This is a genomic window from Ferranicluibacter rubi, assembly GCF_011603255.1.
GTDB lineage: Bacteria > Pseudomonadota > Alphaproteobacteria > Rhizobiales > Rhizobiaceae > Ferranicluibacter > Ferranicluibacter rubi.
This window is the reverse complement of sequence record NZ_JAANCM010000005.1, coordinates 335,230-359,114: the sequence shown is the minus strand read 5'-3', so window position 1 is coordinate 359,114 and position 23,885 is coordinate 335,230. Positions and strand designations below refer to the sequence as shown.

At 62.7% G+C, this 23,885-nt stretch carries 22 protein-coding genes and 1 tRNA gene; 9 read left to right on the top strand and 14 right to left on the bottom strand.

Translation table 11 applies throughout. The features are described 5' to 3' along the window. Nucleotide 1: 1 nt before the first annotated feature. A complete protein-coding gene (gene uxuA, locus G8E10_RS12855; protein ID WP_167129402.1) occupies nucleotides 2–1,198 on the bottom strand; it encodes a mannonate dehydratase in 1,197 nt (398 codons plus the stop codon). Between the two features lie 336 nt (nucleotides 1,199–1,534). Between uxuA and G8E10_RS12850 the strand changes: the two genes are divergently transcribed. The 3 genes from G8E10_RS12850 (at nucleotide 1,535) to G8E10_RS12840 (ending at nucleotide 5,601) form a co-directional block, all read left to right on the top strand. Continuing rightward, on the top strand, nucleotides 1,535–2,272 hold the full coding sequence (locus G8E10_RS12850; protein ID WP_281517547.1) for a GntR family transcriptional regulator: 738 nt from the start codon (nucleotides 1,535–1,537) through the stop codon (nucleotides 2,270–2,272). Between the two features lie 335 nt (nucleotides 2,273–2,607). After that, nucleotides 2,608–3,615, top strand: a complete 1,008-nt coding sequence (locus G8E10_RS12845; RefSeq protein WP_167129398.1) for a TRAP transporter substrate-binding protein — start codon at nucleotides 2,608–2,610, stop codon at nucleotides 3,613–3,615. A gap of 126 nt (nucleotides 3,616–3,741) precedes the next feature. Beyond that, the gene (locus tag G8E10_RS12840; RefSeq protein WP_167129394.1) at nucleotides 3,742–5,601 is read left to right on the top strand and encodes a TRAP transporter large permease; all 1,860 of its coding nucleotides are present in this window, start codon (nucleotides 3,742–3,744) and stop codon (nucleotides 5,599–5,601) included. A gap of 146 nt (nucleotides 5,602–5,747) precedes the next feature. Here G8E10_RS12840 and arsC read toward each other — a convergent pair whose 3' ends face one another. The 5 genes from arsC to G8E10_RS12815 form a co-directional block, all read right to left on the bottom strand. Continuing rightward, nucleotides 5,748–6,170 (bottom strand): arsenate reductase (glutaredoxin), encoded by a 423-nt coding sequence (gene arsC, locus G8E10_RS12835; RefSeq protein WP_167129390.1) that lies wholly within the window; start codon nucleotides 6,168–6,170, stop codon nucleotides 5,748–5,750. 227 nt (nucleotides 6,171–6,397) lie between these two features. Beyond that, a tRNA-Lys gene (locus tag G8E10_RS12830) sits at nucleotides 6,398–6,473 on the bottom strand. A 98-nt stretch (nucleotides 6,474–6,571) separates the two neighbouring features. Continuing rightward, nucleotides 6,572–7,489 (bottom strand): PhzF family phenazine biosynthesis protein, encoded by a 918-nt coding sequence (locus tag G8E10_RS12825; RefSeq protein WP_167129388.1) that lies wholly within the window; start codon nucleotides 7,487–7,489, stop codon nucleotides 6,572–6,574. Nucleotides 7,490–7,578: 89 nt separating this feature from the next. Further along, nucleotides 7,579–8,340 carry an NUDIX hydrolase gene (locus tag G8E10_RS12820; RefSeq protein ID WP_167129384.1) on the bottom strand — a complete coding sequence of 254 codons (762 nt, stop codon included), beginning with the start codon at nucleotides 8,338–8,340 and terminating at the stop codon, nucleotides 7,579–7,581. After that, nucleotides 8,333–9,436 carry an endonuclease/exonuclease/phosphatase family protein gene (locus tag G8E10_RS12815; protein WP_167129381.1) on the bottom strand — a complete coding sequence of 368 codons (1,104 nt, stop codon included), beginning with the start codon at nucleotides 9,434–9,436 and terminating at the stop codon, nucleotides 8,333–8,335. Before G8E10_RS12815 ends, G8E10_RS12820 begins: the two co-directional genes overlap by 8 nt. A 174-nt stretch (nucleotides 9,437–9,610) precedes the next feature. On the opposite strand from G8E10_RS12815, the gene G8E10_RS12810 reads away from it, so the two are divergent. Beyond that, the gene (locus G8E10_RS12810; RefSeq protein ID WP_167129377.1) at nucleotides 9,611–10,669 is read left to right on the top strand and encodes an aldo/keto reductase; all 1,059 of its coding nucleotides are present in this window, start codon (nucleotides 9,611–9,613) and stop codon (nucleotides 10,667–10,669) included. A 50-nt stretch (nucleotides 10,670–10,719) separates the two neighbouring features. Here G8E10_RS12810 and G8E10_RS25950 read toward each other — a convergent pair whose 3' ends face one another. The 4 genes from G8E10_RS25950 to G8E10_RS12790 all read right to left on the bottom strand — a co-directional run bounded on the left by G8E10_RS25950 (nucleotide 10,720) and on the right by G8E10_RS12790 (nucleotide 15,245). After that, a complete protein-coding gene (locus G8E10_RS25950) occupies nucleotides 10,720–11,667 on the bottom strand; it encodes an SHOCT domain-containing protein (RefSeq protein WP_281517546.1) in 948 nt (315 codons plus the stop codon). Between the two features lie 95 nt (nucleotides 11,668–11,762). Further along, complete coding sequence (locus G8E10_RS12800; RefSeq protein ID WP_132663025.1) at nucleotides 11,763–12,992, bottom strand: aminotransferase-like domain-containing protein; 1,230 nt, start codon at nucleotides 12,990–12,992, stop codon at nucleotides 11,763–11,765. Nucleotides 12,993–13,543: 551 nt separating this feature from the next. After that, nucleotides 13,544–14,563, bottom strand: a complete 1,020-nt coding sequence (ilvC, locus tag G8E10_RS12795) for a ketol-acid reductoisomerase (protein WP_110799157.1) — start codon at nucleotides 14,561–14,563, stop codon at nucleotides 13,544–13,546. A gap of 37 nt (nucleotides 14,564–14,600) precedes the next feature. After that, nucleotides 14,601–15,245 (bottom strand): TetR/AcrR family transcriptional regulator C-terminal domain-containing protein, encoded by a 645-nt coding sequence (locus tag G8E10_RS12790; protein WP_110734196.1) that lies wholly within the window; start codon nucleotides 15,243–15,245, stop codon nucleotides 14,601–14,603. Between the two features lie 176 nt (nucleotides 15,246–15,421). On the opposite strand from G8E10_RS12790, the gene G8E10_RS12785 reads away from it, so the two are divergent. Then, entirely contained in the window at nucleotides 15,422–15,868 is a 447-nt protein-coding gene (locus G8E10_RS12785; protein WP_167129373.1) for a hypothetical protein, read from the top strand. Nucleotides 15,869–15,872: 4 nt separating this feature from the next. Here G8E10_RS12785 and G8E10_RS12780 read toward each other — a convergent pair whose 3' ends face one another. Then, nucleotides 15,873–16,337 (bottom strand): Lrp/AsnC family transcriptional regulator, encoded by a 465-nt coding sequence (locus G8E10_RS12780; protein WP_110734192.1) that lies wholly within the window; start codon nucleotides 16,335–16,337, stop codon nucleotides 15,873–15,875. A gap of 162 nt (nucleotides 16,338–16,499) precedes the next feature. On the opposite strand from G8E10_RS12780, the gene G8E10_RS12775 reads away from it, so the two are divergent. Beyond that, the gene (locus tag G8E10_RS12775) at nucleotides 16,500–17,222 is read left to right on the top strand and encodes an aspartate/glutamate racemase family protein (protein ID WP_167129372.1); all 723 of its coding nucleotides are present in this window, start codon (nucleotides 16,500–16,502) and stop codon (nucleotides 17,220–17,222) included. An 11-nt stretch (nucleotides 17,223–17,233) separates the two neighbouring features. Here the strand turns inward: G8E10_RS12775 and G8E10_RS12770 are convergent, their stop codons facing one another. After that, nucleotides 17,234–17,599 carry a winged helix-turn-helix transcriptional regulator gene (locus G8E10_RS12770; RefSeq protein ID WP_167129492.1) on the bottom strand — a complete coding sequence of 122 codons (366 nt, stop codon included), beginning with the start codon at nucleotides 17,597–17,599 and terminating at the stop codon, nucleotides 17,234–17,236. Nucleotides 17,600–17,791: 192 nt separating this feature from the next. Here G8E10_RS12770 and G8E10_RS12765 point away from each other — a divergent pair, with 192 nt between their 5' ends. Then, the gene (locus tag G8E10_RS12765; protein WP_167129369.1) at nucleotides 17,792–18,676 is read left to right on the top strand and encodes an SDR family oxidoreductase; all 885 of its coding nucleotides are present in this window, start codon (nucleotides 17,792–17,794) and stop codon (nucleotides 18,674–18,676) included. 21 nt (nucleotides 18,677–18,697) lie between these two features. Here G8E10_RS12765 and G8E10_RS12760 read toward each other — a convergent pair whose 3' ends face one another. Next, a complete protein-coding gene (locus G8E10_RS12760; RefSeq protein WP_167129365.1) occupies nucleotides 18,698–19,453 on the bottom strand; it encodes a pyridoxine 5'-phosphate synthase in 756 nt (251 codons plus the stop codon). Nucleotides 19,454–20,025: 572 nt separating this feature from the next. Here G8E10_RS12760 and G8E10_RS12755 point away from each other — a divergent pair. Next, on the top strand, nucleotides 20,026–21,285 hold the full coding sequence (locus tag G8E10_RS12755; RefSeq protein WP_167129361.1) for a hypothetical protein: 1,260 nt from the start codon (nucleotides 20,026–20,028) through the stop codon (nucleotides 21,283–21,285). A 43-nt stretch (nucleotides 21,286–21,328) separates the two neighbouring features. Here G8E10_RS12755 and G8E10_RS12750 read toward each other — a convergent pair whose 3' ends face one another. Then, the gene (locus G8E10_RS12750; protein WP_110734183.1) at nucleotides 21,329–22,456 is read right to left on the bottom strand and encodes an ATP-dependent DNA helicase; all 1,128 of its coding nucleotides are present in this window, start codon (nucleotides 22,454–22,456) and stop codon (nucleotides 21,329–21,331) included. A gap of 313 nt (nucleotides 22,457–22,769) precedes the next feature. Here G8E10_RS12750 and G8E10_RS12745 point away from each other — a divergent pair, with 313 nt between their 5' ends. After that, nucleotides 22,770–23,882 (top strand): AbrB family transcriptional regulator, encoded by a 1,113-nt coding sequence (locus G8E10_RS12745; RefSeq protein ID WP_425530839.1) that lies wholly within the window; start codon nucleotides 22,770–22,772, stop codon nucleotides 23,880–23,882. The last annotated feature ends 3 nt before the right edge of the window (nucleotides 23,883–23,885 follow it).

Genomic DNA, 23,885 nt, shown 5'->3' with positions numbered 1-23,885 from the left:
CTTAATTCAGTCCATATTCCGCATGAGACAAAGCCTGCTCGATGCCGCGCAATTCCGCGAGGCCCTTCAGGCGGCCGATGGCCGGATAGCCCGGCTGCGCACCACGCGTCAGGTCTTCGAGGATTTCCTGGCCGTGATCCGGCCGCATGAAGATCACATGGTCCTCACGTCCCTCGGCCTTGCGCCGGCGCTCCTCGGAGACCAGCGCGGCAATCACTGCGACCATGTCCGTATTGCCACCCAGATGTTGCGCCTCGAAGAACGAGCAGGGCAAGCCGTCCGTTTCGCGCGTCACATTGCGCAGATGCGCGAAATGGATGCGCGGCGCCAGGCGCTTGATCATGGCCGGCAGGTCGTTGTCGGACCGGGCGCCGAGCGAACCGGTGCAGAAGGTGACGCCATTGGCGTTCAGATCGACCGCCTCTAGCACCTTCACATAATCCGCTTCGGTCGAAAGCACACGCGGCAGGCCGAGGAGGGGCCACGGCGGATCGTCACCATGGGCGCACAGGCGCATATTCAGGCTTTCGGCAACGGGGGCCACTTCGGCGAGGAAATCGATGAGATGGGCCCGCAGCTTCTCCGCGCCGATCCCGTCATAGCGTGTCAGGGCAACATTGAGCTCATCGATGCTGTAGCCGTCGGACGAACCCGGCAGACCGGCGCCGACATTGCGCGAGATCGCAGCGATCTTGTCCGGCGACATCTCGGCGAAGCGTTGCTTGGCGGCATCCAGCAGCGCTGCGGGATAGTCTTCGGCAGCACTCGGACGCTTGAGGACGTGAACATCGAACGCGACGAAATCGACGAGGTCGAAGCGCATGGCGCGGGCGCCGTCGTCCGTTTCCCAACGAAGATCCGTCCGCGTCCAGTCGAGAACCGGCATGAAATTGTAGCAGACCGTCGAGATACCCGCCTCGGCAAGCTGCCGCAGGCTTTCCTTCCAGGCTTCGATATGCGCCTTCCAGTCGCCGGTCTGCGTCTTGATGCTCTCGGATACCGGAATACTCTCGACGAGTTCCCATTCCAGACCACCCGCGCGAACCTCCGCCTGCCGCTTCTGAATTTCGTCCAGAGTCCAGGCGGTGCCTGTCGGCACATGATGCAACGCGCTGACGATGCCGCGAGCCCCGGCCTGCGCGGCATCCTGCACCGTGACCTTGTCGATCGGACCAAACCAGCGCCAGATATGTCTCATGCTTTTTTCCTCTTCGGGCTTCGCGACTTCGCCTGCGCACGTCTCATCGGGAACCCAAAGCGCCGCGCCGGCACGCCACACAGGACGTGACCGACATCGACCGGGCTCGGCCAAGGGAAATGCCTAACGACATGAATCGGGCGACACGAATCGACGGTAAATGAATCACGGAAGCCTCCCCAGCCGACCGAGTCGGAATGCGCTCCTCGCCATCCCGACCATTAGGGTCGCGTCATTTAATATACTACCATGGCAGACTGTCAACGCGTCTGGCGTGGATATTCTCTCGGAACTGTGCGATTACCGTTCAAACGAAAGACATGAAGGATCGCCGAAATGGTGGTGAAACGTACGGATGAGATCTCGGAATCCGGAATGGGGGGCCCCGCCTTGTCGGTTCTTCTGACCATCAATCCTCGCCAGCCGATCGCTGCGCAGATTTACGAGAAGCTGAGGCGCGCGATCATCACGCTCGCCATGATGCCATCCGAGGCACTGAGCGAAAAAGAGCTTTCCCTTCAGCTCGGCGTCAGCCGCACACCGGTGCGCGAGGCCCTGATCCGGCTGGCCGATGAAGGCCTCATCGACATCCTCCCGCAACGCGGCAGCTTCGTCGCACCGATTCGCCTTCGGGACGTCGAAGAAGCACAGTTCATTCGAGAAGCATTGGAGGTTTCCATCACAAAGCGCCTGGCGGCAGGCTGTTCCCGGCGCTTCCTGACCGAAATCAAAAGCAATCTCTACGACCAGGAAAAGGCCGTCAACGCGGAGGCGCTCGACCTCTTTCTCGATCTCGACGAAACCTTCCACCGCAGCTTCTGCGAGGAGGCATCCCTGTCGAAGAGCTGGCGCGTCATCCAGTCCGTCAAGCTGCAGATGGACCGCGTGCGCTATCTCAGCCTGCCCGACCCATCTCACCTCAGGACCCTCCTCGGACAGCATCGCGCCGTCGTGGATGCCATCGAAGCGGGCGATGCCGTCACTGCTGGAAACAGTATGGCGGCGCATCTGCGCGAGGTCCTGCGCACGGCGCATCGCCTGCGCGAACAGCGTGCCGATCTCATCGAAGCGTGAATTCCCGACGTCTCTAAAATACCTTCCCCGCACCTGATTGACATTCTACCATGGTAGTCATAGACAAGATGGGAGGATAGCCGCGGATCGGCGAATGGAGGAGGCAGGGGAACTGCATCGACGGAATGCCATCGCTGGATTGCCACGGAGCTTGATCGCTACGGAGATCGTGATCTCCGAACCGGCCGCGGGGCGCAAGATACCGGATGATCCAAGGGACGGCTTCGTCAGCCCGTCTCGCTCACCACCACCGACACAGACCGATCCCGACGACCGAACCGCGCGGCACAGGCTGCAGCGGGAGGATTGACACATATCAACCTGGGAGGAACATCATGAACATCACACGGAGAACGTTCGGCACATTTGCGGCGGGTGCCGCTGCGGGGCTGATTGCAGCAACCGGCATTCTGCGCGCGGCCTCCAAGGTCAAGCTGCGTTACGGCACGGCCTTCCCGCCCACGCACCCTGGCGTCACCCGTATCGTCGAAGCATCGAAAGCGATCGCCGCACGTTCGGAAGGCGCCATCGACCTGCAGGTCTATCCGGGTAGCCAGCTCGGCGGCGAGTCCGACATGTTTGCCCAGGTCCGCGGCGGCGCCCTCGATCTGATGTCCACGTCGAGCGTCAACCAGACCATCGTGCCGTTTGCCGCCATCAATGCCGTCGCCTTCGCCTTCCCCACCTACGACCATGTCTGGAAGGCCATGGACGGCAATCTCGGCGATTTCGTTCGCAAGGCTTTCTTCGAGGCCGGCCTGTTCGTCTTCCCGAAGATGCTCGACAACGGCTACCGTAACATCACGACGGGCAGCAAGCCGATCCTGACGCCAGCGGACCTTGCAGGCATGAAGATCCGCGTTCCCGGCAACCAGCTCTGGGTCACGCTGTTCCAGACCCTGGGCGCCGCCCCGACACCGCTGAACTTCGGCGAGCTTTATGCCGCCCTCCAGACGCATATCGTCGATGGCCAGGAAAATCCGCTGGCGCTCATCCAGAGCTCCAAGCTCTATGAGGTGCAGAAGCACGTTTCGATGACCGGCCACATTTGGGACGGACACCACATCTTCTGCAACAACCGTCGCTGGTCGGCGATACCTGCTGAAGCCCAGACCATCATTATGGAAGAGTTGTCGACCGCCGCCGTCAACGAACGCGCCGACATCAAGGCCCTGAACGAACAGGCCCGGATCGACATCGAGGCCGCGGGCCTGACGTTCCACACGGTCGACAAGGCACCCTTCCGCGACGTGCTGGCGAAGGCCGGCTTCTATGCCAGCTGGAAGGAAAAGTTCGGCGCCGAAGCCTGGGGCCTGCTCGAGAAGGACGTCGGCACGCTCTGACGATCAAATCGCGGCGCATAGCCCCCACCAACAGGGACTGTGCGCCGCGTTGCTTCGGGAAGCCGCTGGGCTCTCCTGAAACAGGATGATGTGCCGCGTTGAAGCGGATTTTCGGGGGGAACCATCATGGAAGCAACAACCACCGCGGACTTGCCCGCTCCAAACGGCGCATTCCAGCGCTTCGACCGCCTTTTCGGCCATCTCGTCGAAGCCATTGCTGCCACGATCGTTCTTGCCGAGATCATTCTTCTCGGCTGGGCGACCACGGCGCGCTACCTCCTCCACACGCCCCTCATCTGGTCCGACGAGGTCGCGACGATCCTCTTCGTATGGATGACCATGCTCGGATCCGTCGTCGCCCTGCGGCGCGGTCAGCACATGCGGCTCACCGCCTTCGTGCGCAAGCTTTCGCCCGTCTGGGAGGCCCGCGCCAATGCCTTCGCCATGGTGATCGTGACGACGCTGCTCGCGCTCATGCTGCTCCCGACCTGGGAACATGTCGAAGAGCGCATCATCAGCGTGACGCCCGTTCTGCAGATCAGCGAAGCCTGGCGCGAAGCGGCGCTGCTCGTCGGCGTCGTGCTGATGCTTATCACCGCGGCCGACAAGATGCTGCGGGCCAGCTCGCTGGCGCAGATCGCGGTCAGCCTTCTCGTCCTTGCCGCCGTCTTCGGCTGTTTCCAGCTGGCGATGCCCTGGTTCGAGGAAATCGGCAATTACAGCCTACTGATCTTCTTCATCGGCCTCGTCCTCCTCGGCATCATGCTCGGCGTCCCCATTGCATTCGCCTTCGTCCTTGCGACAGCCGCCTATCTGAATTTCGCCAGCTGGGTGCCGATCTCGATCGTTCCCGGGCGGATGAGCGAAGGCATGTCGCACATGATCCTGCTCTCGGTTCCGATGTTCGTCTTCCTCGGCGCCGTCATCGAAATGGCCGGCCTTGCACAGGCGATGATCGCCTTCCTCGTGTCGCTGATCGGCCACCTGCGCGGCGGCCTGCAATATGTGCTCCTCGGCGCAATCTATCTCGTCTCCGGCATTTCCGGTGCGAAAGCTGCCGATATGGCCGCCGTTGCCCCTGCCTTGTTTCCCGAGATGAAGAAGCGCGGCAACAAGGACAGCGACCTCGTATCCCTGCTGTCGGCATCGGCCGTAATGTCGGAAACCATTCCGCCGTCGATCGTGTTGATCACGGTCGGCTCCGTCACCGGCGTATCGATCGCGGCCCTGTTCACCGCAGGCCTCCTGCCCGCCTTCGTCGGCATGCTTGCGCTGTGCGTCGTCGTCTTCATCCAGACGCGCGGCGAAGACAACAGCCAGGCCCGCAAGATTGACGGCAAGACGAAGCTCAAGCTCTTCCTCGCCGCCATCCCGGGCCTCGGCCTGCCGATCGTCATCCGCACGGCCGTCGTCGAAGGTGTGGCAACCGCCACGGAAGTCGCGACGATCGGCATCATCTACTCTATCTTCGTCGGAGCCCTGTTCTATCGTCAGATGAAGTGGCGCCGGCTGTATCCGATGCTGGTCGATGCAGCCTCGCTGTCCGGCTCGATCCTGCTCGTCGTTGGCGCGGCCACAGCCATGGGCTGGGCGCTGACGCAGTCCGGCTTCTCGCAATATCTGGTCGATCTCATGCAGGGCGTTCCCGGCGGCAAGATGGGCTTCCTGTTGCTCTCGGCGCTGGCCTTCATCATTCTCGGCAGCGTGCTCGAGGGCGTCCCTGCGATCGTTCTCTTCGGCCCCCTCCTCTTTCCCATCGCCAAACTGATGGGCATCGACGAGGTGCATTATGCGATCGTCGCGGTCTTTGCGATGGGGTTCGGCCTGTTCTCACCGCCCTTCGGCGTCGGCTTCTACCTCGCCTGCGCCATCGGCCGCGTGTCGCCCGACGATGTCATCGGCAAAGTTTGGCCCCACCTCCTCGCCCTCTTCTGCGCCCTGCTGCTGATCATCTTCGTCCCCTGGATCTCGATCGGCTTCCTGTAATCAGCAGAAGACAACCGAATATCCACTGGATCAACCACATGGATCACGCCACGCAACAGAACGAACAGCCGGGCGACATCGCTCGGCTGTACTGCGTTTGAGTCCCTCTTGCCGGCTAGAAACGACCGATCCCGCCCGCCGGCTTTTCAAACAATGCGTTTGCCCTCAACATCGAGGACCTCTTCGCCATCTTCCTTGGCGAACGCGCCCTTTTGGGTTGCCGGCAGAATATCCAGCACGCGTTCGGAGGGACGCGCGAGGCGGGTGCCTATCGGCGTGATCACGAAGGGACGATTGATCAGGATCGGATGCGTCAGCATCGCGTCGAGCAGTTGCTCATCGGAAAGGTCGGGATCATCGAGCCCGAGCTCCGCGTATGGCGTGCCCTTCTCGCGGATCGCCTGACGTACCGTCAGGCCGGCGTCACCGATCATTTTTACAAGCTGATCGCGGGTGGGCGGAGCCTTCACATATTCGATCACCGTGGGCTCGATCCCGGCGTGACGGATCAGCGCCAGCGTGTTGCGCGAGGTCCCGCAGGCGGGGTTGTGGTAGATGGTGACATCCATGGTCTCAGGCCTTCCTGTTCGTCGGTGTGTCTGCGCGACAACCTGCTCGCGTCAAACGCTCCGGTGACAGGGATTATGCTTCTGCTTCGGCATATTCGGCAATCACTCTTCGGAAAGGAGTGAGGGCCGTCCCGACCGAAATGAAGGGGAGCACACCGGAGACAATCTCGTGAAGAATGGTCCTTCAAACACGAAGGCGGAAAGACAAACCACGGGAAAGGACGTTTTGGTGGGTGATGTAGGGTTCGAACCTACGACCCGCTGATTAAGAGTCAGCTGCTCTACCAACTGAGCTAATCACCCACGAGGACTGCATTGCTGCGGTCTGACGCGGCGTATAGAGGCCTTCGCGCGGCTTGTCCAGTTGTCGGGGACAGGAATCCGTGGAAACTGCAAACTTATCAGAGATAGAGTTCCCCCGCAGCGATCTTGACTGCGTGCCCGCCGATCCGCGCGCCGACGATGTCGCCGTTCGCGATGTCGAGATGGAGATGCAGGTAGGAGGGCCGGCCCATTTCCACGCCCTGCTCCACGAGGAAGCTGTGGTGCCCTTCGGTCAACTGGTCGAAGCAGTGAATTGCCGCGGAAAAGGCGGCGAGTGCCGAGCCGGTCGCAGGATCCTCATGCACGCCAATGGCAGGCGCAAACATGCGGGTGTGGAACCGGGCGTGATGATTGATGCCGCCGCGGCAATAGAGATAGGCGCTGGCCAGCCGCCCGTCGGCCATCGGCGCGATCTGCTCCCAGCGCGCCGCGTCGAACTCCAGGTCCGTCATGGCCTTGAGGTCGTGCAGCGGCACCGCCACGAACGGGACGCCGGCGCTCCAGAGGGCGGGGACGTGGTTTTCAAAGCCGATCTGCGTCGATTTCAAACTCAAGGCGTCGGCGATCCTGCCGATGTCGAAGCGCGCATCCAGCCGCACGGATTTGCGCGGCAGGTCGAACTCCGCAAAGCCGGCCTCGCCCGGCCGCAGCTTCACCGCGCAGCGCACCGGGCCGATATTCTCCTCGAGCACATGCACAAGATCACGGTTGACGCCCTCGCCGGCCTGCGCGTCCTCTGCCAGCGCCACGGCCGTGCCGACGGTCGGGTGTCCGGCGAAGGGAAGTTCGGTGCCCGGCGTGAAGATCCGTAGCCGCGCGGCAGACGTCGGGTTCTCCGGCTTGCAGACGAACACGGTCTCCGACAGATTGAATTCGCCGGCGATCGCCTGCATGGCCTCGGTCGAAAGACCGTCGCCATCAAAAACCACGGCGAGCGGATTGCCCTGAAGCTTCTCGCTGGTGAAGACGTCGTAGATCGCGTAGCGGCGTGCCAAATCCGTTCTCCCACTCCATGCGCCGCCTCGGTATCATCGGCCGCCGGCGAACCTTGCCTTCGCGTTCCGCCGCGGGCAAGGCAAAAACGTCATTGCGGCTTTCCGAAGATATGCGCGAGGATCACCCGCATGAACGGCTGGTAGTTGTGCGTCTCGGGAGCGGCATCGAAGATCGCAACCGCACCGTCGATCTCTTCTTCCTCGGCGGTCTCGACATGGTGCTGGATGCGGGAGAGAATGGAGGCCGACGTTTCCGCAAAGCGGAGCCGGCGAAACAGCGTGACGGCGCCGCCGATATGCAGCGCCTGAAACGGCCCGGCTTCCGCCTCCGCGATATCGATCCCCGTTTCCTCCAGCACCTCGCGGCGCATGTTGCCCGGCACGTCGCAAACCCGGCCACGAGCATCCTCCACGATGTCGGAGGAATCTATCGAGCCGGCCGCACAGTAAACCTTGCCCGGATTGGCCGTCCGCTTCCCCATGCGCACCGCGATGACGGCCCCGTCCGAGGTCTCGATGACGGGAATGGCCGCAAGGTGGCAGGCGACCGGAGGGCGAGACACGTTGCGCCACCAGAGAAACGCCGCATAGGGCGCGAGGTAGCCCTCGCCCACGATGGTACCGGCTTCCACGGTCAGGCGGTGCTGCAGCACCATCTCGCCATTAAAGAGCGCGGGATTGGCAGCCTGTTCCCGCACCCAGTTCGCCGCAATCTCAGGACCATGCTGCGCGAGGATGGGATGCGGCCCCGGCAGGACGCGCAGGTCGGTGCCGGCGACGGGGAAGATCGTGCCTTCCGCGGGCCAGCCCGCACCGATGCCGGACAGGCGGATCTGCGGCGCCTCAGACATCGAGCGCCACCACGACGGGGCAATGGTCCGATGCCTTCGGCCGGTCCCAGCCGATGCGGGGATAGCGTTCGACATCCTGCCCCGGCGGAAACACGGTACGGTAGGGTTGTCCGGCGCGGATGATCTCCGGCACGGCATCCGCATTGCGCGCGGCAAGCGCCGGCGACAGCCAGATATAGTCGAGCTGGCAGAGATGGCGCTCCGCCGGGCCGCGGCTGTGGAACAGCGTCCAGCGGTCGAGCACCGGCCGGCGTTGCACCACATTCTCGGCAAAGCCGTCCGCCGCGAAGACGTCGAGCGCTGCGGACGTGTCGGCCGCCGGTGAAAAACCGTAGCCGTTGCGGCGGTCGCCGGTGACGTCGATGCGCTCGCGGTAGTCGTTCATATCGCCGCAAATGGCAAAGCTTGCATCCTGCATGTGACCGGCGAACCGCTTCTCGATGATGCTCCGTACCGCCAGCGCCTCGGCACGCCGCACCGGCATGGTGGAAAGCCGGCCGTCCACCCCGTCCCGGCTCGGCCCCATCGACTTGAAATGCACGACGAACAGCGTCAAAGGGTGCCCGCCGATCGTCAGTTCCAGTTGCAGGCAGTCGCGGCGGAAGATGCGGTCCTCCGGCACATTCGTGCGGGCGATGTGCGCATCGTGAAGGCCGAGGTCGGCATAGGTCAGCGCCGCGTGCGAGATGGCGCTGGTGCAGACGATGGCCTCGCCGCCGCGCGTCGTCTCCCGCATCATCACGGCAACGTCGATACCGCGTCCGTCATTCCCCTCGATCAGCACCTTCTTGCGATAGCCGCTGCCCATCATCCGATAGAGATAGCCATATTCGAAGGCCTCCAGCGCAGCCATGTCGTCGGCCTCCTGCAGGCAGAGAATGTCGGCATCACAATCGGCGATCGCCAGCGCCGACATCTGCCGCGTGTCGTCGGCGTGGGTGATCGTGCGGGCCTCTTCCAGACGCTCATAGGCCGCCTCGTTGCCGATATCGAACAAGCGAAGCACGCGGTCCTGCTTGGACGGATTGCGGAAACCGGAGAAATCGAACCGGCGCATGAGGTTTTCGATGTTGAAGGTCGCAAGTCGAAGGGTCATGAAGGGTTCCGCTGTCTGATGCCAGACCATAGACCGGCCGATGGAAGAGGCAAGTCCGGAAGAGGTGGAACGCAGGGCCCTCGCAAGCCATGCCTCATTTGCTCCCGATGCCGTTCCCGCCATCGCCGCCGCGCCCTATCTTCGGCTTCACGACGGACAACAGGAGGAAACAGCATGGAATATCGCAATCTCGGCCGCTCGGGCCTCAAGGTCTCCACCATCACCATGGGCACGATGACCATGGGCGGTAAAGGCTGGGCCTCGATGGTCGGCAGCCAGGGCGTCGATGAAGCGCGGCGGCTGATCGACATGTGCCTCGATGCCGGCGTCAACCTGATTGACACCGCCAACGCCTATTCCGCCGGCGCCTCGGAGGAAATCATCGGCGAAGTTCTCGGCGGCAAGCGCAAGAACGATGTTCTGATCGCGACCAAGGCACGCTTTCCCATGGGCGAAGGCGTCAACAATCAGGGCCTTTCGCGCCATCACCTCATCCGCGAATGCGAGGCGAGCCTGAAGCGGCTGAACACGGATGTGATCGACCTCTACCAGGTCCACCAGTGGGACGGGCAGACGCCGCTGGAAGAGACGATGGCGGCGCTGGACACGCTCGTGCAGCACGGCAAGGTGCGCTATATCGGCTGCTCGAATTTCTCCGGCTGGCACATCATGAAGGCCATGGGCATCAGCGCCAGCGACCACCGCCACCGCTTCGTCAGCCAGCAGATCCACTACACGCTCGAAGCGCGCGAGGCCGAGTACGAGCTTCTGCCGATCTCGATCGACCAGGGCCTCGGCGTCCTCGTGTGGAGCCCCATCGCGGGCGGCCTGCTCTCCGGCAAGCACCGGCGCAACCACACGCCCGAAGGCAGCCGTCAGGCCGCTGGTTGGACGGAGCCGCCGATCCGCGACGTCGATCGCCTTTGGGCAATCGTGGATGTGCTGGTCGAGATCGCGGAAAGCCGCGGCGTGTCGGCCGCGCAGGTGGCACTGGCCTGGCTGATCGGCCGCAAGGCCGTGACCTCGGTCATCATCGGCGGACGGACGGAAGAGCAGTTCCGCGACAACCTCGCAGCCGCCGACCTGAAACTGACGGAGGACGAACGCAGCCGCCTCGACACCGTCAGCGCGCCGCCCGTCCTCTACCCCTACTGGCACCAGATGCAGACGGCAGCCGAGCGTCTCGGCGAGGCAGATCTCTCGCTGCTCGGGCCGCATATCGCCAAGGCCTGAGTGAAGAGCCGACGCGGCGGATTAATGGTTCGCCGCGTCGGTAATTCCGATCAGAGACGCTTGAGAAGCTCGGCCTTCTTCGCCGAGAATTCCTCGTCCGAAAGGATGCCGGCGGTCCGCAGGGCAGCAAGCTTCTCGATCAGAGCAATGATCTGCAAGCCGTCCGAAGCCGGCTGGGCGGTCGAGGCCGCAGGCTGCGATCGATCCGGTGACGGAACGGAGGCTTCCTGCCGGGACTCCGCCGCGCCCACCAGACGTTCCTCAAGCGATGCGCTCGAAGGGCTGATGGCGGCGAGCGGGGCGGACTGGGCGGACGTCCAGCTTTCCCCAGCATTCTCGCCAGAGCCCGTTTCTGGCGAAGACCAGGGATCGCCACCGCTCGGGGCATCGGAATATCCCGCGCCGGCATGGTTCTTGTTGTGGTTGCCGATCGGCTCGGCACCGGGCAGGTCCCCACCATTGTTGAGACGGCGAAGGCCGGAAACGGAGAAGGAGCCGCGCTGGCTGGTAAAGGTCTGCGAGCCACCGAAGCCCTGCTGCTGGCCAACGCCGGAGATCAGGTGGTCCTCGGTATCGTAGAGGGTGACGCCATCCCCATCCTTGATCGCCAGGCAGCGCTGGGAAGGGAAGACCGCATAGGCGCTGTCGTTCTGTGCACCGGTGCTGGAGGGAACGCCCAGCCATTGCGGCCACCAGGCGTGCTGCCCGGTCGATGCGCCCGGCAGGTCGATGCGTCCCGAAGTCAGCGCTTCAGCCAGGCTGTTGCAAAGATTGTCGACCGTGTTCTTCAGCCCGTGATTGAACATGTCGCCGACCATGGTCATGCCACCGCGCATCCACTGGCCGTGGCCGCCGAGTTCGGCGATATCGAACTGCGCCATCGTGCCGTGCCCGCGCTTGACCGCAACGAGCATCGCCGTCACGGCGCCTTCGCTCAGTTGGAAACGTCCGGCGAGGTCGGAAATAAAGGCTTTTGTGGCATCGCTCTGGCCCTGCATCGATCGTCCTCTCAGGTGACATCACGCGGAGAAAGCCGCGTACCCCTCTCATGACAGAGTGGTACGCGAATACATAGAGCGATGCTTGCAGACGATCAGGCGACCTTGGCGAGTATTTCACCGCGAATGAGATTGGCGAGGCGCGAGATGCCCTCCTCGATCATCGTCTCATTGGCGCAGGAGAAGCTGACGCGCAGCGTGTTGGCGCCGGAACCATCGGCGAAGAACGCCTTGCCGGGCACGAAGGCGACCTTGGCGGTGACCAACGATTTCGCCAGCAGCGCGGCACCTTCCATGCCGACCGGCAGCGTCAGCCAGACGAACATGCCGCCTTCCGGGCGCGTCCAGGACACGCCGTCGGGCATATGCGTTTCCAGCGCCTTCAGCATCGCATCGCGGCGTTGGCTGTAGACGGAGCGGATCTTGTCGACCTGCTGGTCGAAGCCGCGCTCGGCAACATGGCAGATCGCCATCTGGTTGATGGTCGAGGAATGCAGATCGGCCGCCTGCTTCATCAGGACGAGCTTGCGGATGACCGGCATGGCAGCCACGACGAAACCGACGCGTAGGCCCGGCGCCAGCGTCTTGGAGAACGAGCCGCTATAGATCGTGCGCGTCTCGTTGATGGCGCCCTTGCGGGCGATTTCCAGCGCGAGGATCGGCGGGATCGCATCGCCATTGAAGCGCAGCGACTGGTAGGCGCCGTCCTCGATGATGGCGATGTCCATCTCGTCGGCCATGTCGATCAGCGCTTCACGCTGGGTGCGCGTCACGGTCTCGCCGGTCGGGTTGGAGAAATCCGCGGAGAGATAGGCGAACTTGACACGACCGCCGCCCTTTGCCGCCGTTTCCTGATAGGCAGCCGGCGTGCGATTGCCGCCGGGCGTCAGCTGGTCGTAGTTCGGCTCATAGGCATTGAAGGCCTGCAGCGCGCCGAGATAGGTCGGCCACGTCACCAGCGCCGTATCGTTCGGCGACAGGAACAGCTTGCCGAGATAATCGAGCGCCTGCTGCGACCCGGATGTGATGAGGATGTTTTCCGCCTCGCAGGGGATGCCGATCTTCGCCATCTCGCCGACCAGCCATTCGCGCAGCGGCAGATAGCCTTCGCTCACCGAATACTGAAGCGCGGCACCGACGGACGGGCCGGAGAAGATATCGGCATAGGCCGCCTTGAATTCCGCATCCGGAAACAAGGCCGGGTCCGGAATGCCGCCGGCAAACGAGATGATGTCGGGGCGATCGAGCAGCTTCAGAAGTTCGCGGATTTCCGACGCGCGCATACGGCTCGAGCGCGTTGCGAAAATGGATTCCCAGTCCAGCATGGATGTTTCCTCGATAATGCTTTTGCCGAACCACATCACGGCCGGCGGAATAAGTCAACAATACTGACCTAAATCAGCGTAAAAAGTCCTCTCTGCGGGGCGACCGAGAGAGGCTGTCGGCGGGGTGCTGTGGGTGGTGAGACGGGAGAGTTCTGCCCGGACATGGAGCGCCGGGCACGAATGCCCGGCGAGGTCTCTCTGGAAGGTCCGGTCCTCTGCCGTCCTCCGCAGGCATCAGCGTTGCTGACGCGTCTCAAGCATTGCCGGATGTCACACTGCACGCGATCAGGGCGCCGATGGCGCAGAGAATCGCAAAGTCGAACCAGGCGAAATACTCCATCAAAGTCGTCATCACACTATCCTCCTCGATGTGGAACGAGACAGCGTCAGTGTGCGCCCAACAGCGCGATCATGCAACCTTCAATGTAAATTTTTGCGAAGCACAATCTATTTTGCACTGCAAAAACAATGATGAGCCATCATGCCGACCATCGACGAAAATGCCGGGCATGACAGCCCGGCATTCTCTTGTTCCGACCATAGAAGGCGGATCAGTTCTTGGCCTTGTCGACCAGCTGGTTCTTGGCGATCCAGGGCATCATGCCGCGCAGCTTGGCGCCGACTTCCTCGATCTGGTGGTTGTCGTTCATGCGGCGGATACCCTTGAAGCGCGCAGCGCCCGAACGGTATTCCTGCATCCAGTCGGAGGTGAACTTGCCGGTCTGGATGTCGTGCAGAACGCGCTTCATCTCGGCCTTCGTTTCAGACGTGATGATGCGCGGACCCGTGACGTATTCGCCCCACTCGGCCGTGTTGGAGATCGAGTAGTTCATGTTGGCGATGCCGCCTTCATAGATCAGGTCGACGATCAGCTTCACTTCATGCAGGCACTCGAAATAGGCCATCTCGGGCGCATAGCCGCCTTCGACCAGCGTTTCGAAACCGGCGCGGATCAGCTCGACCAGACCGCCGCAGAGAACGACCTGTTCGCCGAAGAGGTCGGTTTCGCACTCTTCCTTGAAGTTGGTCTCGATGATGCCCGAACGGCCACCGCCAACGCCGCAGGCGTAGGAGAGCGCGAGATCGAGCGCGTTGCCCGAAGCATCCTTCTCGACGGCAACGAGGCAGGGAACGCCGCCGCCCTTCTGATATTCGCCGCGAACCGTGTGGCCCGGGCCCTTCGGTGCGATCATGACGACGTCGAGCGTGTCTTTCGGCTCGATGAGGCCGAAATGGACGTTGAGGCCGTGTGCGAACGCGATGGCAGCGCCGTCACGGATGTTGCCGGCGATGTCGGCCTTGTAGATGTCGGCCTGGAGCTCGTCCGGGGTCGCCATCATGAGAAGGTCGCCCCACTTGGCGGCTTCGGCAACGGTCATGACCTTGAAGCCATCGGCTTCGGCCTTCTTGATGGTCGGCGAACCGGCCTTCAGGGCGATGACGACGTTGGTGGCGCCGCTGTCCTTGAGGTTCAGCGCGTGGGCGCGACCCTGGCTGCCGTAGCCGACGATGACGACGTTCTTGGACTTGATGAGATTGAGATCGGCATCACGATCGTAATAGACGCGCATGGAATGTATCCTTCCCTTGTTGAACTCTAGGCCGCCTTCAGGGCTTGGCCGTTTGCTTCTTCGTACCGCACAGATCGAGAAAGGCGTCGACCGCCCGCTCTGCCCTGCGGCTGAAATCCTGTTTCGTCAGCTTCATGTCTTCACCGAGCAGCATGCGAAGATGCAGATCGGTGACGACGAGCCCGTAAAGCATGCCATAGGCTTCTTCGCCGTTGTCGAACCGCAACAGCCCTGCCCTGCGTCCGGCATCGAGCAGCCCTCCGGCACGCTTGCCGATCTGGCGGCGGCCGCGCTCCTGCAGCATCTGCCCGAGATGGGAGCCATCACGGCTCGCCTGCCCGATCGCAAGACGGTTGAGCGCCAGCGAAACGTCGCCGCTGAGGACGTCGAGCAGATCGCGCGCGAACACCACGAGATGCGCGCGCAGGCTGTCCACGGTCAGCGTTTCCGCGCGCTCTTCCAGCGTGCGCACCTTGCTCGCCTGATAGCCGATCATCGCCGACAGAATGCCGTCGCGATCGCCGAACCACTTGTAGAGGCTCTCCTTGGAGCAGTTCGCAGCCCTCGCAACGCCTGCCGTCGTCAAGGCCCGCTCGCCGCCATCGACCAGCAGCCGAAGCGCGCTGTCGAGAACAGCGTTCTGGCGCGGCGAAAATTCCGGCTGGGTGGACAGGGACGACACGGGTGAAAAACCTCCAAAATGAGTACCGTACGGTACGGTTCTTCTTATGCCGGATGCCACGCTGCGGGTCAAGCGGCTGGGGCAAATTTATCGAATGCGCGGAAACGCAAGAATGGACCTCCCGCTTCGCCGCTGGCTGGTCTACAGATCGACAGGAAATATTCGGGAGGAACACCATGCTGAAGCGTTGCGCCATCGCCTTCACGCTCGTCGCCGCGCTTTTGTCAGCGCATCCAGGCTTTGCGCAATCGACGTTGGAGGCCAGGGAGAGGATCGAGGCGCTCCATGGCAATTCCGATGGGTTCGATGACAGTTTCAAGCTCCTCACGGAGGCTATGCGCTTTGGCGATCCCGTTACCGTGGCCAATCTCGGCGCGTACCCGCTGACCGTCAACGCCAATGGCGAGAGCTACGACATCCAGTCGGAAGACGACATGGTGGAGAATTACGAAAAGCTGGTGACGCAGGAAACGCAGAACAGCGTGGCGGAACAGACCTATGGCGACCTCATCGTCAACAGCGACGGCGTCGGCTTTGCGAATGGCGCGCTGTGGATGTCGGCAATTTGCGACACGGACGACTGCAGCGTCTCGCATTGGGCCATCACCAGCATCAACAACTGAGGGTTTAAACGGCATAATCGACCGGAAACGCGCCGCCGCTTTTCAGGACCTCCATCGAGATCGAGGCGGAGACATCGAAGAGTTCCGTCTTACGCACGATCTGCTTGTAGATGACGTCGTAGTGCTCGACGCGCGGCAGCACGATCTTCAGGATATAATCGTAATTGCCGGTCAACCGGTGCACCTCGACGATCTCCGGGATGTCGCGAATGATCCGACGAAACCCGTCGATCCACTCGTCGGAATGCTGCGTCGTCTTGATCAGGGCGAACACGGTCGTGGGCACGCCGATCCGGTCGCGATCGAGCACCGCGATTCGGCGTGCGATGTAGCCCGCCTCTTCCAGCCGCTGGATGCGGCGCGAGCAGGCCGAGAGCGACAGGCTGATCTTTTCGGCCAGCACCGTCACCGACTGGTCCGCATCCTCCTGCAACAGTCCCAGCAGCTTTCGGTCGCGATCGTCGAGCATTCTGGCGCCTCTACAATATGTTACGCCGAAATATTGCACGAACAGATGTAACAGCGCAATTCCAGGGCGTCTCTTAAACGAGAAGAGCTCGAAAATGCAAGCACATGCCAAGCGATCCGCCGCATCATGGTCGTCATCGCAACAAACAGGGGAAACGACATCATGCGCAAGATCGGTCTCATCGGTGGAATGAGCTTCGAGAGTTCGGCGGTCTATTACCGCATGGTCAACGAAGCGGTGCGTTCCCACCTTGGTGGTCTGCACTCGGCCGAAGTCCTGCTGCATTCCGTCGATTTCCAGTCGATCGTGGACCTCCAGATGGCCGGCCGCTGGCCCGATGCCGCCAAGCGCCTCGCCGACGTCGCGCGCGGTCTGGAGGCGGCCGGTGCGGACTGCGTTCTGATCTGCACGAACACGATGCATCTGGTGGCAGAGGACGTGCAGGCCGCCATCGGCGTGCCGTTGATCAACATCGTCGACGAGACCGCGAAGGCCATGACTGCGGCCGGCATTCGCCGCCCGCTGCTGCTGGCCACCCGCTACACCATGGAGCACGGCTTCTATGCGGACCGCATGGCGGGCCTCGGGATCGACGTCATGGTGCCCTCGGCTGATGATCGCACGCTCGTCCACGACGTCATCTTCAAGGAGCTTTGCGCCGGCCATGTCCATGATGCTTCGCGTGAGGCGCTGCATGCGGTGATCGCCGAGGCGAAGGCGGAAGGTGCCGATGCGGTGATCCTCGGCTGCACCGAGATCTGCCTCATCCTCGACCCTGATGCGCTTGCCCTGCCCGGCTTCGATTCGACCGCCATCCATGCAAAGGCCGCCGTTGCCTTCGCTCTTGATGAGGCGACGGAAACGACCCGCAAAAAGGCGGCCTGAAGCCGACCATGCTACATCGTGGCATCAAATTCGTTGCGGGCCTCGCGAATGGCACCGTGGTGCTGCGCCGACCAGTCCACAAGCGGTAGGAGCACGGTGAGGAATGAGCGGCCGAGATCCGTCAGGGTATAATCCACGCTCGGCGGATTGGTCGGATAGACCGTGCGCGAAATATAGCCATCGCGCTGGAGATCGCGCAGCGTCTGCGTCAGCATGCGTTGCGAGATATCCGGGATGGTACGCTTCAGCGCCGAAAACCGCATCGGCCCCTCGCTCAGCGCGTGGATCATCAACGTCGTCCACTTGCCCCCGATGTTCCCCAGCACGTCGCGCATGGGGCAATTCCCGGGCGTAAAGACCATGCCGCCGATGATCATGGCGCTTTCACCTCGGGTCTTGCGGACATTCGTGTTCACCGGTCGGTTCCCTTTCTGTGCCTATAGGCGAAAAAACTGCCACCTTTACAGAGACGTCTCAGTGAGGAATGAAGAGAAAGTCTCTTTTTGAGACCATATCTATCATTGGCTCAGCCTGCAATGCGGCAGCCGTCATTCTTGAGAAGGAAGTCCATGTCCACGATCCTCGTCACCGGCGCCTCCGGCCAGTTCGGCCGTCTCGTTCTCGACGCCCTCCTCGCTTCGGGCAAGGTCGCACCCGCCGACATCGTCGCCGCCAGCCGCGACACGGGCAAGCTCGCTGCCTATGCCGAAAAGGGCGTGACGCTGCGCACGGCAGACTTCGATGACACCGCCACGCTCGACGCTGCTTTCCAGGGCATCGACAAGGCGCTGATCATCTCGACCGATGCGCTCGCCGTTCCCGGCCAGCGCCTGACCCAGCACCGCAATGCCGTTACCGCCGCCAAGCGCGCAGGCGTCGGTCGCCTGTTCTACACATCCCTGCCCAATGCAGAGACATCGGCCGTCACCTTCGCACCGGATCACCTCGGCACCGAAGAAGCCATCAAGGCGTCGGGGCTCGCCTACACGATCCTTCGCAACAGCTGGTACATGGAGAACCTGTTCCTGTCGCTGCCGAGCGCCCTCCAGTCGGGCACCTGGTACACCTCGGCAAGTGATGGTCGTACGTCCTACGTCGCCCGTGCCGATCTCGCCGCCGCCACCGTCGCAGCGCTTCTGGCCGACGAAACCGGCAATGTCACGCTGACCCTCACCGGCCCCGTCGGCTACACCAATGCCGAAGTGGCCGCGCTCGTCAGCGAGGTCACGGGCAAGCCTCTCGCCGTCGTCAACCTGACCGACGAACAACTTGCCGAAGGTTTGGCCGGCGCCGGTCTCCCCGGCTTCCTCATTCCGACGCTTGTGTCCTTCGACGCGAACACCCGCCTCGGCCATATCGAGATCGTCACGGACTCGGTGGAAACACTGACCGGCAGGCCATCGACGTCGCTCAAGGCTTTCCTTGAGGCAAACAAGGCCGCGCTCGCCGGCTGATAGACCCAGGAAGGCCTGCGGTCAGGCGACAAGCTCGCCGCAGGCCCGACGGAACCGGCGAACCGTTTCCGTCATCCCGTATTCCAGCGCATCGGCCGTCAGGCCATGGCCGATCGAGACCTCATCGAGATGGGAAACGTGCTCGACGAGCAGCGGCAGGTTTTCCACCGTCAGGTCATGGCCGGCATTGACCCCGAGGCCCAGTTCGCGGGCGATCTCGGCCGTACGCCCCAGTTCCTTCGCGATCGCCGCCGCCTGGTCCGGCGCGCCGAAGCAGCCGCCATAAGGACCGGTATAGAGCTCGATCCGGTCGGCCCCGGTCGCTCGTGCGATCTCGAGCGCTTCCCGGTCGCCATCACCGTCCGCAAACAAGGAGACGCGAAGCCCGAGATCCTTGAGGAGCGTAATCACATCCGTCAGCAGCGCGTGGTTTGCCCGGAAATCCCATCCGTGATCCGACGTCGCCTGCGCTGGGTCATCGGGAACCAGCGTCACTTGCTCAGGGCGATGCCGCTCGACCAGCCCCAGAAACTCGGCATTCGGATAGCCTTCCATATTGAATTCCGCCTGCGGAAACATCTCGTCGATCAGCGTGCGCAGGGGACCGAGATCCGAAAAGCGAATGTGACGCTGGTCGGGACGCGGATGCACGGTCAGCCCATGTGCTCCGGCCTCAAGCGCACGTTTGCCGATGCCGACAACCGAAGGCCACGGAAGATCGCGCCGGTTTCGCAGCATGGCGATCGCGTTGAGATTGACCGAAAGCTTGGCGGGCATGTGACACCTATGGAAACCGGGGAAATCGGAACGGCGGACGACGCGGCTGGGCGACGACGCCACCTCTACCATCCCGCGAGACGCCGTTCCAGAGCTGGTGACGGCCGAGCCTCGGTCGATCACCATGGGATCACGGAGCGCTCGCGGCTGAATGCAGCACCGAAATGCGGATCGAAGCCCCGTTATGGTGCGCCACCGATTTATTTCTCCATTATTAGTAAGTAAATAACATCATTTTTAAACGCCACGCATTTCAGACCTTGCTAGGAGGAAAGCGAGGACAAACAATAGGCGCGCAGAACGTGGTTTGAGGGCGTCGAGTCGTGCCCGAAGACAGATTTTCGTCCATAAATGAGCGTTTTTGGCGAAAATCGGCGATGCCGGCATGTGAGGGTTGCATCGTGCAAAACCGGGAAAAATCTTGCTTGTATGATAACATGCGTCTTACTGGTCAGACCGCATGAATACGTGCTTGATGGGAATCAAGGACGTCGAGAATCGCAATGACGCACGTGCCTCCCTGGGACGGGGATGGCCGGCAGGCCGTTTTCAAAGGAAGGAGGCACAGTGTCTTGAAGCCGTTGGACAGACCAACTGATACCGAAATTCGCAGGGCTCTTGCCGATGTGCTGTCCGGCACCGCTTTCGCGCGCTCCGAGCGTCTGCGCGCGTTCCTTTCCTACGTCGTCACGAAGGACCTGGCCGGGCAGGCCATGCAGTTGAAGGGCTACACCATTGCCGTGGACGTTTTCCGCCGGCCGGACGCCTTCAACGCCGATAGCGATCCCCTCGTCCGCGTTCACGCCGGCAAGCTGCGCAAGCTTCTGGCAGCCTATTACGAAGCCGAAGGGAAGGACGCCGTCTGGCAGATCGATATTCCCAAAGGCGGATACGCACCCATCTACCTGCGCCGCACGCCCGTGGCGAACGTGCCGGAAGCAATGGACCCCGAGACGAGCGTGGAGGTGGTGAGCCCTGCAGCGATCGTCGAGATGGCACCTCGAGAGGCGGAGCCGGTCAAGATCGTCAACGAGGCGCCGCCCGCTGACGTGTCGGATGAAAGCGCGGTGAGCGAGGCACCGTCGGCAACCCCCGGCGCTCGCGCGAGATCGCGTTTGTCGATCACCCGGCGGGCGAGACCGAGCTGGCTTCCAGCTCCGCTGGCATCGCCCGTCGCCATGATCTCTCTTCTCCCTCTCCTTCTTTTCGTGCCTCTGAGTTCGACGGCGCTTGGCGTCAGCCCGCAGGTTCAGGCCCGCTTTTCGATCTCCACGATGGCGAACGATATCGACCTGCCGCGCGTTACGGTTCGCTCCGATGGCGAGCAAACGAGCCTTGCGGCACAGCTTGCCGGGCAGATCCGCGGCGCGATGGACTACTACACGGTCATCATCCCGGTCTCGAAGCCGCGCATACCTGCGGCACCTCCACCATCGAAGAGCCCCCTCGCCTTCACGATCTCCATCAGTCCCGCGGAGACCGACAGTCAGACGCGCGTCACCGTGTCGAGCGATGCGACCGGCGATATCGTCTCGCAAATATGGATCGACAACGAAAACCTCTCCAACGATTTCGACCTGCTATTCGAAAGCCTCGGGATCGCTGCGAAGACGCTGGCGACCAATGGCGACCTCTTCCACTATGCCGTGGACAAGGGGATATCGAGCCCGCTGATGCAGTGCATGCTGATCACGGACACCTATCGCCGCGAGAAAAGCCGGGATGCTCTGAAGCAGGCGCGCCTCTGCCAGGAAAAGCTGCTGGGCAAGCGCAAAAACGAGCGCGAATTCGTCATAAGCGCCAGCGAGCTGAAGCGCAACGTTCACCCCTGACGGGTGAGCGCTTCGATCCGGATGCACGAGACCGTGGTCCGGATCAGCGCACGATCGTCAGCGTTTCCGCAGCGCGCGTGATCGCCGTGTAAAGCCAGCGCTCGCGCGTGTCGCGGAATGCCCAGCTTTCATCGAACAGCACGACGTCGTTCCACTGCGACCCTTGAGCCTTGTGTACCGTCAGCGCATAGCCGTAGTCGAACTCGTCGTAGCGCTTGCGCGTCGACCAGGGGATTTCCCCCTCGACATCCTCGAAGGCGGTCTTGAGCAGCTTGATCTTGGCCGCGCCCCGATCGATGTCGTCGTCTTCCGGCCGGATCATCAGGTTGATCCCCGGCTTCACCGTCTCCTTGGACGAGGTCATCACCTGCCAGAGAGACCCGTTGAGCAGCCCCTTTGCCGGGTCGTTGCGCAGGCAGACAAGCTTGTCGCCGGACTGCGGATATTCCGTCGTGAACCCCTTCAACTCCCGCAGACGCGTATTGTAGCGCCGCCGGGTCTTGTTGGTGCCCACCAGCACCTGGTCGGCCTTGAGCACGAGATCCTGCGTCACCTCGGACTTCGGAATGATCTTCGCGGTGCCGTAGTCGCCGAACATGATCTCCTTGCCTTCGCGCACCTGCATGGCAAGCTTGATAATCGGATTGTCGCGCGCCTGCCGGTGGATGTCGGTCAGAAGGTAATCGGGCTCGTCATTGGTAAAATATCCCCCGCCGGTGACCGGCGGCAGCTGCCCGGGGTCGCCGAGAACGAGGATCGGCGTGCCGAAGCTCATCAGGTCCTTGCCAAGCGCTTCATCGACCATGGAGCATTCGTCCACGACGATCAGCGCCGCTTTCGCGACCGGGCTCTGGCGATTGATCGAGAACATGGGCGAGACCGACGTCTTGCCGGTTTCCTCGTCGGAAACCTCCTCCTCGCCGCGCGGACGATAGATTAACGAATGGATCGTCTTGGCGTTGGAGGCGCCCTTGGAACGCAGCACCTGCGCCGCCTTGCCGGTGAAGGCTGCGAACAGCACCTCCCCATCGACATGTTCGGCAAAATGGCGCGCAAGCGTCGTCTTGCCGGTTCCGGCATAGCCGAACAGCCTGAACAACGGTTTGCGCCCGGCCTTCAGCCACTGGCTGACAGCCTTCAGCGCCTCATCCTGCTGGGGTGCAAATTCCATGAGACGACGTGGCAGGATTCGGCGCCGGAGCGCAAGCCCGGCCGTGCGCTTTCCCCTTGTGGATAGGCCACACGGCGCAGTGCCGAGAGCAAAGGCAGATAAGCATCCGGGGCCTGCCTCTGCGAGCCCGAACCTTGACTTCCGACCGCCCATGGTCCTTAACCCGCTGACGACAGGCACCTGCGCGTGACGCGCCGGATGTCTCCTATCCCGGCCCGAGCATTACCGGTGAACCTCGGCTCACCAGAGAATATCCGGCCATTGCGTTTCCGCATGTCCTGCGCCGAAACCTCCGCGGTTCGGCTGGAGATGCCTGAGATCGGCTCGCCTGATGACACCACACCTCTCTCCCGTGAAGACCGGCCTCGGCCGGCGGTCGCACGTCGTACAATGGTCGCTGTTGCTGGTTCTCTCCCTCGCGATTGCCGGCGGCCTTGAAGCGCTCGGCATCCCGGCAGCGCTCCTGATGGGGCCCATGGTCGCCGGCGGCATCGTCGGGCTGAACGGCGGCACCATTCGCCTCAACCGCGTGCTTGTTCTCGCCTGCCAGACGCTCATCGGCACCATGATTGCCGGCTCCATCACCGGCGACATCGTCGGCACCTTCCTTGGAAACTGGCCCCTCTTTCTCGGCATCGTCGTCTGCGTCATCACCATGAGCACGCTGAGCGGCTACATGATCACCCGGCTCAATGTGCTGCCCGGCACCACGGCCATCTGGGGCTGTTCGGCGGGCGCCGCCACCACCATGATGGTGATGGCGGAAGCCTATGGCGCCGATGTGCGGCTGGTCGCCTTCATGCAATATCTGCGCGTGGTCTTCGTTGCCGCAGCAGCCGCCCTCGTCGCCCGCTACTGGGCAGGGCTTGAAGGTGCCCCCACAGCGATCGTCTGGTTCGAGCCGATCGCCGCCCTTTCGCTGGCACAGACGCTTGCCGTTGCGGTCTTCGGCGGCATGCTCGGCTGGTACCTGCGCATCCCCGCCGGCGTTCTCCTGATGCCCTTCCTCATCGGCGGACTGCTCAGCGTCACCGGCAGCGTTCACATCCACCTGCCCGAATGGCTGCTCGCCATCAGCTATGCCGTCCTCGGCTGGAATATTGGCCTCGGCTTCACGCGGCCCGTCATCGCCCATGCCCGCCGCGTCCTCCTGCCGACCGTCGCCTCCATCCTCGTGCTGATGGGAATATCGGGCATCCTCGCGTTCATCCTGACGCAGACCGCAGGCATCGATCCGCTGACCGCCTATCTTGCAACCAGCCCCGGCGGCATGGACTCAATCGCCATCATCGCGGCATCCAGCAATGTGGACATTTCTTTCGTCATGGCCTTGCAGACGGCGCGGCTACTCCTCGTCATGGCGATGGGCCCGCCGCTCGCCCGCTTCGTCGCCAAGCGCGCCGGTGCCCGCCTGCCTCCGGCATGACGC

Bases quoted from the DNA above. Each gene is read 5' to 3' on its own strand.
- G8E10_RS12765 (WP_167129369.1), top strand. From the start codon at position 17,792: ATGTCCACGATCCTCGTCACCGGCGCCTCCGGCCAGTTCGGCCGTCTC.
- G8E10_RS12850 (WP_281517547.1), top strand. From the start codon at position 1,535: ATGGTGGTGAAACGTACGGATGAGATCTCGGAATCCGGAATGGGGGGC.
- ilvC (WP_110799157.1), bottom strand. From the start codon at position 14,563: ATGCGCGTCTATTACGATCGTGATGCCGATCTCAATCTCATCAAGTCC.
- G8E10_RS12800 (WP_132663025.1), bottom strand. From the start codon at position 12,992: ATGCTGGACTGGGAATCCATTTTCGCAACGCGCTCGAGCCGTATGCGC.
- G8E10_RS12815 (WP_167129381.1), bottom strand. From the start codon at position 9,436: ATGACCCTTCGACTTGCGACCTTCAACATCGAAAACCTCATGCGCCGG.
- G8E10_RS12770 (WP_167129492.1), bottom strand. From the start codon at position 17,599: ATGATCATCGGCGGCATGGTCTTTACGCCCGGGAATTGCCCCATGCGC.
- uxuA (WP_167129402.1), bottom strand. From the start codon at position 1,198: ATGAGACATATCTGGCGCTGGTTTGGTCCGATCGACAAGGTCACGGTG.
- G8E10_RS12760 (WP_167129365.1), bottom strand. From the start codon at position 19,453: ATGCCCGCCAAGCTTTCGGTCAATCTCAACGCGATCGCCATGCTGCGA.
- G8E10_RS12820 (WP_167129384.1), bottom strand. From the start codon at position 8,340: ATGTCTGAGGCGCCGCAGATCCGCCTGTCCGGCATCGGTGCGGGCTGG.
- G8E10_RS12785 (WP_167129373.1), top strand. From the start codon at position 15,422: ATGCTGAAGCGTTGCGCCATCGCCTTCACGCTCGTCGCCGCGCTTTTG.
- G8E10_RS12780 (WP_110734192.1), bottom strand. From the start codon at position 16,337: ATGCTCGACGATCGCGACCGAAAGCTGCTGGGACTGTTGCAGGAGGAT.
- G8E10_RS12810 (WP_167129377.1), top strand. From the start codon at position 9,611: ATGGAATATCGCAATCTCGGCCGCTCGGGCCTCAAGGTCTCCACCATC.
- G8E10_RS25950 (WP_281517546.1), bottom strand. From the start codon at position 11,667: ATGCAGGGCCAGAGCGATGCCACAAAAGCCTTTATTTCCGACCTCGCC.
- arsC (WP_167129390.1), bottom strand. From the start codon at position 6,170: ATGGATGTCACCATCTACCACAACCCCGCCTGCGGGACCTCGCGCAAC.
- G8E10_RS12775 (WP_167129372.1), top strand. From the start codon at position 16,500: ATGCGCAAGATCGGTCTCATCGGTGGAATGAGCTTCGAGAGTTCGGCG.
- G8E10_RS12750 (WP_110734183.1), bottom strand. From the start codon at position 22,456: ATGGAATTTGCACCCCAGCAGGATGAGGCGCTGAAGGCTGTCAGCCAG.
- G8E10_RS12845 (WP_167129398.1), top strand. From the start codon at position 2,608: ATGAACATCACACGGAGAACGTTCGGCACATTTGCGGCGGGTGCCGCT.
- G8E10_RS12840 (WP_167129394.1), top strand. From the start codon at position 3,742: ATGGAAGCAACAACCACCGCGGACTTGCCCGCTCCAAACGGCGCATTC.